Origin of the sequence: Kitasatospora sp. NPDC086791, from assembly GCF_040685975.1 — a bacterium.
GTDB lineage: Bacteria > Actinomycetota > Actinomycetes > Streptomycetales > Streptomycetaceae > Kitasatospora.
Genome location: NZ_JBFBOC010000019.1, coordinates 104,392 through 114,693 on the forward strand (window position 1 = coordinate 104,392; position 10,302 = coordinate 114,693).

Here is a 10,302-nt window from a genome sequence, read left to right on the forward strand (position 1 = left end):
GGCCGCGGCCAGGATGCGGTCAGCCGGCCGGTGGCGTGGATGCGGTTCAGCCGGTGGCGTGGATGCGGGCGGTCAGGGCGTCGGGGGGCACCAGGGGGTCGGGGTAGTCGAGGGGTTCGTCGCGGGTCCAGGGCTGGTGGACGGTGCGCCCGGGCAGGTGGGCGAGTTCGGGGAGCCAGCGGCGCACGTAGCTGCCGTCGGGGTCGTAGCGCTCGGCCTGGCGCAGGGGGTTGAGGACGCGGTTGGGGCGGGTGTCGTTGCCGGTGCCGGCGATCCACTGCCAGTTGAGCTGGTTGTTGGCGAGGTCGCCGTCGACCAGGAGGCGCAGGAAGTGGGCGGCGCCGGGGCGCCAGTCGTGGCGCAGGGTCTTGACGAGGAAGGAGGCGGTGATCAGGCGGGCGCGGTTGTGCATCCAGCCTTCGTGGGCGAGCTGGCGCATGCCCGCGTCGACGATGGGGTAGCCGGTGCGGCCTTCGCGCCAGGCCCGCAGTTCCTGCTCGTCGTGGTGCCAGCGGATGCCGCGGGGGCGGTAGTCGGTGTGGGCGGCGGCGGGGCGGGCGGCGAGGACCTGGTGGTGGAAGTCGCGCCAGGCGAGCTGGCGGACCAGGGCGTCGGCGCCGGGTCCGCCCCGGGCGGCGGCGCGGTGGGCGAGTTCGGCGGCGGACAGGCAGCCGAAGTGCAGGTAGGGCGAGAGGCGGGAGGTGGCGTCGGCGGCGAGGTCGTCGTGCAGGCGGTCGTAGTCGTCGGCGTCCCAGGCGCGCAGCCGGCGGCGGGCGGCCTGTTCGCCGCCGGGCGGCAGGCCCGGGGAGGTGCCGGCGGGGGCGGTGGGCAGCGGGTCGCCGTGTGGGTGGTCGGGGGTGGCGAGGGTGCGCGGGGCGGGCAGCAGGGGGCGGCGGGGGGCTTGCTGCCAGGCGTGCAGGTAGGGGGTGAAGACGGCGTAGTGGTCGCGTCCGGCGGGGGTGACGGCGCCGGCGGGGACGACGGTGAGCCCGTCGTGGAGGTGGAGCCGGTCCCCCAGGGCCCGGCGCAGGGCGGTTTCGCGGCGGGTGGCGAAGGCGGAGACGCCGGCGGTGGCGTGGACGGCGGTGGCGCCGCATTCGGCGGCGGCGCGGGCGGTCTGTTCGGCGGGGTCGCCGTGGCGCAGGACCAGGCGGGAGCCGGCCGCGCGCAGGGCGCGGTCGAGGTCGGCGAGGCTGTCGGCGAGGAAGGCCCGCCGGTTGGGCGGGGCGAAGTCGGCCTGCTCGACGGCGGGGTCGAGGACGAACAGGGGCAGGACCTGGTCGGCGCCGGTGCGGGCGGCGTGCAGGGCGGGGTTGTCGTGCAGGCGCAGGTCCTGGGTGAACAGGACGACGGCGGTGCTCATCGGGGCCTCGTACGGTGCGGCGGGTCGGTGGTTCGTCTGTGGTTCGTAGCCGCCGGGGAGACGGATTGGGTGAACCGACCGAGCGGACGGACCAGGTGGACGAACGGGCCCGGGCGGGCGGGCCGGCGTGTCGCGGCGGTGGGCGGCGGTGGGCGGCGGGTGAGAGACCGGTCACTCCCGGCTGCGGGGCCCGGCCTCGGCGATCTAGGGTGCTGGCATGATCCCCACACCGATATCCGACCCGATCTCCGACCCCGCGCACGCACTGCGGATGCTGATGGAGGGCAACGCCCGGTTCGTCGGGGGCAGCCCCGCGCACCCCAACCAGGACGCCGGCCGCCGGGCCGCGCTCGCCCCGGCGCAGCGACCCTTCGCGGTGCTGTTCGGCTGTTCGGATTCCCGGCTGGCCGCCGAGATCATCTTCGACCAGGGGCTGGGCGACCTGTTCGTGGTGCGCACCGCCGGGCACGTCACCGGTGCGGAGGCGCTGGGCAGCATCGAGTACGGGGTGAGCGTGCTGGAGTGCCCGCTGGTGGTGGTGCTGGGGCACGACTCCTGTGGTGCGGTGGCGGCGGCGCTGGACTCCCTGGAGCAGGGGCGGCTGCCGGGCGGTTTCGTGCGGGACGTGGTGGAGCGGGTGACGCCGAGCGTGCTGTCCGCCAGGGCGGCGGGCATCGAGGACCGGGACGCGATCGTGGACGAGCACATCCGCCAGACCGTGGACCTGCTGGTGGAGCGTTCCCAGGTGCTCGCCTCCAGGGTCGCGGCGGGCGAGGCGGCCGTGGTGGGCCTGTCCTACCGGCTGCGTGACGGCAAGGCCCGTCAGGTCGCCGCCCACGGGCCGGTGGACTGACCGACCGGCGGACCGACCGGCCCGGGGCCGCTCACCGGGCACCCGGCGGCGGCACCCGGCCGCGGCTCACGGCGCGATGGTCTCCCCGCAGGAGTCGCACACCCGCGTCGCCGGCAGCTCCAGGAAACAGTTCGGACAGATCGCCGGCGGGCGCGGCACGGCCGCGGCGGTGGCCGTCGCGGCCTTGCTCGCGCCCTTGGCCGTGGCCTTGGCCGTGGTGGTCGTCCTGCGCTCCACCGAGGCCAGCAGGCGCGGGGCGAGGGCGGGCGTGCCGCCGTCGGCGGGCAGGTCGGCGCCGAAGTGCCGGTAGCAGGCCAGGCGGGCGGCGGCCGCGTGCAGTTCGCGGTCCATCTCCTCGGCCACCGGCGGCTGCCCGGCCACGGTCAGCACCTCCTGGTAGGCGGAGCCGACCTTGCCGTCCGTCGCGTTGACCACCAGTGCCGTCAGCGGCGGGTCCCCGCGCCGGTGCGCCTCCAGGACCACCAGGGACAGCACCTTGCCGATCCAGTGCCGGTGGTTGACGCGGGTGCGCACCCCGGAGGCCTCCTGGACCGCCTCGGCCAGGTCCGCGTAGGTGATCACCGCGTGGTAGCGGCGCGCCACCTCCACCAGGGCCGGGTAGGCCGCCCTGGTCCACACGATGTGCGCCTGGGTGGCGCCGACGGCCACGCCGTCCGACACCCGCCAGTACCCGCGCTGCTGCTCCGCCATCCGCCCGCCCCTGTCCGCCTCGTCCGTACCCGTCCGCAGGTCTCCGCCGTGAGCGAGGCTACCCCGCTGCGGAGGGCCGCGGGCGGCCGGGGGCGGCCGGGGGCGGCCGGGGCCGGGACGCGGCGGAACACGGCGGAACGCCGGACGGAACGCCGGACGAACTGCCGAAACGGGACGCCGGACGGACCGCCGGACGGACCGCCCGACCGACCGCGGGCTTGACTTCAAGTCCTGTTGAAGTTGTCGAATGGCACCCGACCGCAGCCGTACGGGCACCGCGGTCGATGCCCCGCCCGTACGGAACCCGTACCCGGGGCCGGGGCCGCCGTCTTTCCGATCGTGCCGTCGGCGGCCCCGGCCCCCGGGTCACCCCACGTTCCGAGCCCCGCACCCCGTGCCCCTACCGCCCGGCCAGCGTCTCCACGAGCCGGGGCAGCCCGCCGTCGGCCACCAGGAAGGCCAGGTGGTCGTGGTAGTCCCGGCTGTGCACGATCAGGCCGTCACGGACCCGCAGCACCTGGATGTTGGCGCTCGCGAAATCGCGTCCGGTGGTGCGGTGGTGCGCCCGGTAGTCGAACTGGGCGACGATCACCTCGGGGTCGTCGGTCTCCCGCACCACCACGTTCTCCGCCCGCAGTTCCAGCGGCGTCTGCGCGCCGACCTGCGCGAACCGCTCGGCGAGGACGGCCCGTCCCTCGAAGCGGCGCGGCCCGACCGGTTCGAACACGGTCTCCACCACCGCGTCCTCGGCGTAGAGCCGGGCCAGCTCGGTGAACCTCCCCGCGGTGATGCCCTCCAGCAGCTCCAGGAAGACCTCGCGCGGCGACGGCGTTTCGGACATGATCAACCCCCACGGGACACGTCGCCGGAATCGGACCAGCGACTCCGGTTACCACGATACGGACCAACCACTCCGGTTGTCCACGGGGAGTCCGCGGCCGCCGCGGACGGAGGAAGGAGACGGGAATGAGCGGGGCCACGCCACGGCCGCTGCGCGCGGACGCCGCCCGCAACCGGGCCAGGCTGCTCGACGTCGCGACCGAGGTCTTCACCACCCGCGGCGTCACCGTGCCGACCGAGGAGATCGCCCGCGCCGCCGGCGTCGGCGTCGGCACCCTCTTCCGTCACTTCCCCACCAAGGAAGCGCTGCTGGAAGCGGTCGTGGTCCGCCGGCTGGAGACCCTCACCGCCGACACCGCCCGGCTCGCCGCCGGGCACCCGCCCGCCGAGGCCTTCCGGGCCTGCTTCCGCCTGGTCGTCGAACGGTCCGCCGGCAAGCAGGAGTTCACCCGCGCCCTGGCCGACGCCGGCGTCGACGTCCACGCCTCCCTGCGGGAGTCCTCCGACCTGATGCGCGCCCGGCTGGCCGGCCTGCTCGCCGCAGCGCAGCGGGCCGGGGCCGTCCGCCCCGACCTCGGCCTGCCCGAACTGGTCGCCCTGCTCGTCGGCGTGGGCACCGCGGTCGAGCACCTCGCCGACGACCCCGCCGCCCGCGAGCGGATCTTCGAGGTCGTCTTCGCCGGCCTGCGCCCGCGCTGACCCCCCCCCCGGGGCGGAGCGGCCCGGGGCCGGGGCGCCGTCAGGCGGTGCGCTCGGCGAGGGTGTGGGCGACGAGGGCGTTGGCGTGCCCGTGGCCGAGGCCGTGTTCGGTCTTGAGCCAGGCGACGAGTTCCATGTGCCTGACGAGGGGCGAGGCGCGGATCAGGTCCTTCCACTCCTCGATCGGGCGGCCGTGCTTCTTCTCGATGGACGGGAAGTAGGAGGCCGGGTTGCCCTTCGCCGCAGGGGCCTTCGTGGCGGGGTCCTTCGCGGCGCCCTCCTTCGCGGGGGCGGCGGTCTTCTTCGCGGAAGTGGCGGTCATGGCCGTGGTTCCTCTCGGTCGGTCCGGGCACCGCCGAGGCGGTGCGGTCACGGGTAGGACCTTGACTGCTCCCCCGCCTGAAGGCGGGGGATTCCGCCTTCGCCTGGGGGATTTCTGACTCGGACTGCATGGTGGCCCTGCGGACCGCCGTGTCTTACGCCCTCAACGTCAGCCGGGTACGAGTCCAGCCCGGACGAGCATCACGCGGGCGGAGTTCTTGTCTCTCGAGGAGACGGCTCCGCATGCGGTGCGTGTGTAGGTGCGTTCGGACAGTGGCAGGCGGTGCTTGGCTCTCGCCCCGCAGTGCGCGCAGTCCATGGTGGTGTGCCTGGGGTCGACCAGGTGCACGGCCCGGTGGTGCTTGCGGCCCATCTCGATCAGGGCGCGCTTGGTCGCTCCGATCGCCGCGTCGGCCGCCTTGCGGGCCATGGTGGTCCTGGCGAGGAACGTCGGGCGGAAGTCCTCGACCGCGAGGGCGTCATGGTCGCGGACGACCTGCTTGGCCCACTTGCGGGCGGTGTCCCGCCGCTGGTCGGCGACCTTGCGGTACGCCTTGGCGCGGAGCTTCTTCGCGTGCCGGTAGCCCTTGGAGCCGGGCTTGCCCTTCGGGGGCTTGCGCCGGGCCGCCATCCGGTCATACCGGGTCAGCACGTCCCGGGCCTTCCTGCCGTGCTCCGGGTGCGGCAGGTCGTGCGCGTCGCTGGTGGTGGTCGCGGTCTCCCTCACGCCCCAGTCGATGATGTCCTTCAACGCCTTCGCGCGGGACTTCGCGAAGTCCCGGATGATCTGCTGCTGCGGAACCGATGCCCCCTCGCGCAGCCAGGTCATCGCCCCACGGGCCTCGGTCAGCAGCCTGTCCAGCTGCGCCGGTCCGCAGGTGCGGGGCTCCTGCTCGGGGTTGGCTTGGTTCCAGCGGTGGACCGTGCGCGACATGTGGACGCACTCGTTCCACACCCAGCGCGCCCGGCCCCACTCCTGCCCGAGAGCCGCGAGGGCGGTGGACGAGACGCGCAGGCGGTAGGTGTACCGGGCGTGTCCGGTCACCGCCTCCACTGGCGTCGATATCGTCATGATTCGTTTTGCCCTACGCATCCCCGAAGACTTGCACGCGCGACTGACAGCCCAAGCCGCCCACGATCGACGGTCCATCAACTCCGAGATCCTGCACCTGCTTGACGTCGCTCTCGCCACCGTCGCTCAGACGCCGGATCGCCTTGACGCCGATCCGGCCACCCCTGACCCGCTGCGCGGGAAGCCGGATTCCTCCTCGGCGTCAACGCCGGGGCATCCTCCGGCTACTCGGTGACCGCACCGCGCACTCATCGCCCGCCGGAGGTGACCCGCGTCACACCGCGGCCGGGGCCCGGCGCCGGCCGCGTCCGGCGCGCCGTCCCGCGGGCGGGGTGGGGTCGGTGTTCCACGCGGCGACGGGGTTGCCGAGCCAACGGGTGGCGCCGGGGACGTTCTCGCCGCGCATGACGAGGGAGGCGGGGCCGACCGTGGTGTCCGTGCCGAGGGAGGAGTTGAGCAGGACGATGGAGTGCGGGCCGGTGGTGGAGCCGGCGCCGAGGTGGACCGGGCCCAGCCGCATGACGCGGTCGTGGAAGAGGTGGGTCTGCAGCACGGTGCCGCGGTTGACGCTGGCGCCGGCTCCGACGGTGACGAGGTCGCTCTCGGGCAGCCAGTGGGTCTCGCACCACACGCCGCGTCCGATCCGGGCGCCGAGGCTGCGCAGCCACAGGTTCAGGTAGGGGGTGCCGGTGATGGTGTGGCCGCCGAAGGGCATGGCGAGTTCCTCGACGAAGGTGTCGTAGAGCTCGTTGCGCCACACGAAGGAGGACCAGAGCGGGTGTTCGGCGACCCGGAAGCGTCCGACCAGCAGCCACTTGGCGGCGGTGGTGACGGCGCAGGCGACGACGGCGGCGCAGGCCAGGACGAGTCCGGCGCCGGCCAGGGCGGTGCCCAGGCCGTACTGGTCGCGCAGTTCCTGCAGGACGGCGAGGACGAGGTCGCCGAGCAGGGCGGCGAGGACGACGGGCAGCAGCCGGCAGGCCTCGACGCCGGCGCGGGCCCACATCAGGCGCCGGGGCGGGTCGTAGGTGCGGCCCTCGCCGCCGGCGTCGGCGACCCGGGGCAGCGCGAAGGCGGGGCGGCCGAGCCAGGAGGAGCCCTCGGGGGCGTGGGCGGGGGTGTCGGACAGCACGCCGACGAGGGAGTTGTCGGGCAGGTGGCGGCCGGGGCCGACGATGCCGGAGTTGCCGACGAAGGAGCGGCGTCCGACGTGGGCGGGGCCCAGGCGCAGCCAGCCGCCGCGCAGTTCGTAGGGGGCGACGAGGGTGTCGTCGGCGAGGAAGGCGCCGTCGTCGACGCGCATCAGGCCGGGCAGGGCGAGGACGGTGGAGGCTTCGACGCGGCGGCCGACGCGGGCGCCGAGCAGGCGCAGCCACACGGGGGTGAAGAGGCTGGCGTAGAAGGGGAAGAGGGTGCGCCGGGAGGTGTCGCTGAGGCGGCTGACGGCCCAGGCGCAGAAGGCGACGCGGCCGCCGGCGGGGTGGAAGCCGGGGCGCAGCGGCCGGGAGAGGAGGCGCACGAGCAGCGCTATGAGGGCGGCGTGGCTCAGCAGGGTGAGGGCGGCGAGGGGGATGGTGGCGGGCAGGAGCTGGAGGAGGGCGGCGGTCAGGGTGGTGTCGGTGTCGATCATCGGGTAGACGATGGCCAGGGCGGGCAGTGCGGAGATGATCGGGACGAGGCCGAGGAGGGCGAAGCCGGCGCCGTAGGCGAGGTTCCAGGTGCGGGTGGCGCGGGCGGGGGTGGTGGGCCAGTCGGCGAGGGGTTCGGTGCTGGGGCGGGCCGGGGAGCCGTGCCAGTGTTCGCGGGGCGGGACGGTGCCGGTGACGCAGGAGCCGGGGGCGATCTCGGCGTGGGCGCCGACGCGGGCGCCGGGCATGAGGGTGGCGCGGTGGCCGACGCGGGCGCCTTCGCCGACCTCGATGTGGCCGAGGTGGAGGGTGTCGCCGTCGAGCCACCAGCCGGCGAGGTCGGCTTCGGGTTCGAGGGAGCTGTGGGCGCCGAGGCGGGCGAGGCCGGTGACGGGGGGCAGGGTGTGCAGGCGGACGCCGGGGCCGACGCGGCAGCCGAGGGCTCTGGCGTAGCGCACGGCCCAGGGGGTGCCGGCGAGGGCGGCGGTGCCGAACATGGCGGTGTAGCGTTCGGCGGCCCACAGCCGCAGGTGGACGTGGCCGCCGCGGGGGTGGCTGCCGGGGCGGATGCCGGCGGTGAGGGCGCGGGCGCCGGTGGCGGCGAGCAGGGTGCGGCCGGGGGCGCTGTAGAGGAGGAGCAGGCCGGTGACGACGGGCCACCAGGAGGTGTGCGGGGCCCAGGCGAGGTGGTTGCCGGTGAGGTTGTCGAAGGCGACGAGGACGAGGATCCAGCGCAGTCCGGCGAGGGAGAACATGCCGAGGAGCAGGAGGGTCTGCCACAGGGCGGCGCTGCGGGGGGTGCGGCGTACGGGGCGCCGGTTCTGCGCGGGGGCGGTGGGGTGCCCGGGTGCGGTGGCGGGGTGTCCGGGTTCGGTGGTGGTGGCGGGGGTGAGGGTGTCGAGGTAGGCGGCGAGGTCGCCGAGGACGGGGTGGGCGTAGAGGTCGGCGACGGAGACGCCGTTGTGGCGGGTGCGCAGTTCGGAGACGAGGCGGGCGGCGGTGAGGCTGGAGCCGCCGAGGGCGAAGAAATCGTCGCCGGTGCCGGGGGCGGTGCCGAGCAGGCGTTCCCAGTGGCCGGCGAGCCAGCCGGCGGTGCCGTCGGGGGTGTCGGCGGGGCGGTCGGCGGCGCCGGTGGTGGTGAGCGGCCAGGGCAGGGCGTTGCGGTCGACCTTGCCGGAGGTGCGGGTGGGCAGGGAGTCGACGAGGGCGAGGACGGGCACCAGCGGGGCGGGCAGGCGGTCGAGGAGCTGGTGGCGGGCGGCGGTCAGGTCGGGGGTGGTGCCGGGCTGGGCGACGAGGTAGCCGACGAGCAGGTCGGCGCCGGCCGGGGTCTTGCGGACGGCGGCGGCCGCGGCGCGGATGTGCGGCAGGGCCTGGAGGGCGGCGTCGATCTCGCCGAGTTCGATGCGGCGGCCGCCGAGTTTGATCTGGTCGTCGGCGCGGCCGAGGAAGATCAGGCCTTCGGGGTCGTTGCGGACCAGGTCGCCGCTGCGGTAGACGCGCGGGGAGGCGAGGGCGGGGTGGGCGCTGAACTTCTCGGCGTCCTTGGCGGGGTCGAGGTAGCGGGCGGTGCCGACGCCGGTGATGAGCAGTTCGCCGGTCTCGTACCAGGGGACGGGGTTCCCGGCCTGGTCGACGACGGCGATCTCCCAGCCGTCCAGGGGGGCGCCGATGCGGACGGGGCGGCCGGGCAGCATGCGGGCGGCGGTGGCGACGACGGTGGTCTCGGTGGGGCCGTAGGTGTTCCAGAACTCGCGGTGGGGGGTGGCGAGGCGGTCGACGAGTTCGGCGGGGCAGGCCTCGCCGCCGACGATGATCAGGCGCACGGCGTCCAGGCACTCCTGCGGCCACAGGGCGAGCAGGGTGGGGACGGTGGAGACGGCGGTGATGCGGCGTTCGACGAGCCAGGGGCCGAGGTCGGTGCCGGCCTTGACCAGGGAGCGGGGGGCGGGGACGAGGCAGGCGCCGTGGCGCCAGGCCAGCCACATCTCCTCGCAGGAGGCGTCGAAGGCGACGGACAGGCCGGCGAGGACGCGGTCGCCGGGGCCGAGGGGCCGGCGGGGCAGGAAGACGCGGGCTTCGGCGTCGACGAAGGCGGCGGCGCTGCGGTGGGTGACGGCGACGCCCTTGGGGCGGCCGGTGGTGCCGGAGGTGAAGATGATCCAGGCGTCGTCGGCCGGGGTGGGCCAGGCGGGGCGGCCGGAGGGCCGGGCGGCGGGTGCGGCGTAGAGGCGGCGTTCGGCGCCGATGACGGCGCAGACGGCGGCGTCCTGCCAGATCATCTCGGCGCGGTCGTCGGGGTCGTCGGCGTCCACGGGGACGTAGGCGGCGCCGCAGCGCAGCACGGCGAGGACGGCGACGTAGAGGTCGGCGGTGCCGGAGGGGATGCGCACGCCGACCCGGTCGCCGGTGCCGATGCCGTGGGCGGCCAGCTGTCCGGCGAGGGCGTCGACCTCGTGGAGCAGGGCGCGGTAGCCGAGGACGGTGTCGCCGGTGTCGAGTGCGGGCGCCTCGGGGTGGGCGTCGGCGGTGGCGGCGATGATGTCGAGCAGGCTGCGGGGGTGGGCGGGCTGGGCCACCGGCCAGCCGGCCGCGGGGCCCGGGTGGGGGCGGTGCAGCGTGCCCGGGCCGGCTGTGTCGTGGCGTGCGTCCATGGGGGTCTGTTCCTCGGCTCCGGGGTTCTGGGGGGCGCGGACGGGCTGTGTCGGTGTGACGAGAGGTGACACTGAGGTCACCGACGGGTGCGCCCACTCACCATGACTCCACTGGGAGTCCGCTGGATGCAGCGGAGGTACGGTCAAAGGAAATTCTCATC

Annotated in this window: 8 protein-coding genes and 1 pseudogene; 3 read left to right on the forward strand and 6 right to left on the reverse strand. The window is 75.1% G+C overall.

Annotated features, from left to right (window positions below; all coding sequences use genetic code 11):
* Positions 1-46: 46 nt before the first annotated feature.
* Entirely contained in the window at positions 47-1,363 is a 1,317-nt protein-coding gene (locus AB0Q99_RS23675; protein WP_363574865.1) for a deoxyribodipyrimidine photo-lyase, read from the reverse strand.
* Between the two features lie 217 nt (positions 1,364-1,580).
* Here AB0Q99_RS23675 and AB0Q99_RS23680 point away from each other — a divergent pair, with 217 nt between their 5' ends.
* Positions 1,581-2,216 carry a carbonic anhydrase gene (locus AB0Q99_RS23680; protein WP_363574867.1) on the forward strand — a complete coding sequence of 212 codons (636 nt, stop codon included), beginning with the start codon at positions 1,581-1,583 and terminating at the stop codon, positions 2,214-2,216.
* A 66-nt stretch (positions 2,217-2,282) separates the two neighbouring features.
* Here the strand turns inward: AB0Q99_RS23680 and AB0Q99_RS23685 are convergent, their stop codons facing one another.
* A complete protein-coding gene (locus AB0Q99_RS23685; RefSeq protein ID WP_363574869.1) occupies positions 2,283-2,927 on the reverse strand; it encodes a hypothetical protein in 645 nt (214 codons plus the stop codon).
* A gap of 400 nt (positions 2,928-3,327) precedes the next feature.
* Positions 3,328-3,768, reverse strand: a complete 441-nt coding sequence (locus AB0Q99_RS23690; protein WP_363574871.1) for a nuclear transport factor 2 family protein — start codon at positions 3,766-3,768, stop codon at positions 3,328-3,330.
* 125 nt (positions 3,769-3,893) lie between these two features.
* Here AB0Q99_RS23690 and AB0Q99_RS23695 point away from each other — a divergent pair, with 125 nt between their 5' ends.
* Positions 3,894-4,466 (forward strand): helix-turn-helix domain-containing protein, encoded by a 573-nt coding sequence (locus AB0Q99_RS23695; protein WP_363574873.1) that lies wholly within the window; start codon positions 3,894-3,896, stop codon positions 4,464-4,466.
* A 40-nt stretch (positions 4,467-4,506) separates the two neighbouring features.
* On the opposite strand, the pseudogene AB0Q99_RS23700 reads toward AB0Q99_RS23695, so the two are convergent.
* Both AB0Q99_RS23700 and AB0Q99_RS23705 read right to left on the reverse strand, forming a co-directional pair.
* Positions 4,507-4,704, reverse strand: a pseudogene (locus AB0Q99_RS23700) (DUF4287 domain-containing protein); the annotation flags it as partial.
* 252 nt (positions 4,705-4,956) lie between these two features.
* Positions 4,957-5,859, reverse strand: a complete 903-nt coding sequence (locus AB0Q99_RS23705; protein WP_363574875.1) for a transposase — start codon at positions 5,857-5,859, stop codon at positions 4,957-4,959.
* On the opposite strand from AB0Q99_RS23705, the gene AB0Q99_RS23710 reads away from it, so the two are divergent.
* Entirely contained in the window at positions 5,858-6,094 is a 237-nt protein-coding gene (locus AB0Q99_RS23710) for a toxin-antitoxin system HicB family antitoxin (RefSeq protein ID WP_363574877.1), read from the forward strand. The two genes, AB0Q99_RS23705 and AB0Q99_RS23710, sit on opposite strands and share 2 nt — an antisense overlap.
* A 39-nt stretch (positions 6,095-6,133) precedes the next feature.
* Here the strand turns inward: AB0Q99_RS23710 and AB0Q99_RS23715 are convergent, their stop codons facing one another.
* On the reverse strand, positions 6,134-10,141 hold the full coding sequence (locus tag AB0Q99_RS23715; protein WP_363574879.1) for a Pls/PosA family non-ribosomal peptide synthetase: 4,008 nt from the start codon (positions 10,139-10,141) through the stop codon (positions 6,134-6,136).
* Positions 10,142-10,302 lie beyond the last annotated feature (161 nt).

Coding starts and splice junctions, on each gene's coding strand:
- AB0Q99_RS23675 (WP_363574865.1), bottom strand. CDS start 1,363: ATGAGCACCGCCGTCGTCCTGTTCACCCAGGACCTGCGCCTGCACGAC.
- AB0Q99_RS23680 (WP_363574867.1), top strand. CDS start 1,581: ATGATCCCCACACCGATATCCGACCCGATCTCCGACCCCGCGCACGCA.
- AB0Q99_RS23685 (WP_363574869.1), bottom strand. CDS start 2,927: ATGGCGGAGCAGCAGCGCGGGTACTGGCGGGTGTCGGACGGCGTGGCC.
- AB0Q99_RS23690 (WP_363574871.1), bottom strand. CDS start 3,768: ATGTCCGAAACGCCGTCGCCGCGCGAGGTCTTCCTGGAGCTGCTGGAG.
- AB0Q99_RS23695 (WP_363574873.1), top strand. CDS start 3,894: ATGAGCGGGGCCACGCCACGGCCGCTGCGCGCGGACGCCGCCCGCAAC.
- AB0Q99_RS23710 (WP_363574877.1), top strand. CDS start 5,858: ATGATTCGTTTTGCCCTACGCATCCCCGAAGACTTGCACGCGCGACTG.
- AB0Q99_RS23705 (WP_363574875.1), bottom strand. CDS start 5,859: ATGACGATATCGACGCCAGTGGAGGCGGTGACCGGACACGCCCGGTAC.
- AB0Q99_RS23715 (WP_363574879.1), bottom strand. CDS start 10,141: ATGGACGCACGCCACGACACAGCCGGCCCGGGCACGCTGCACCGCCCC.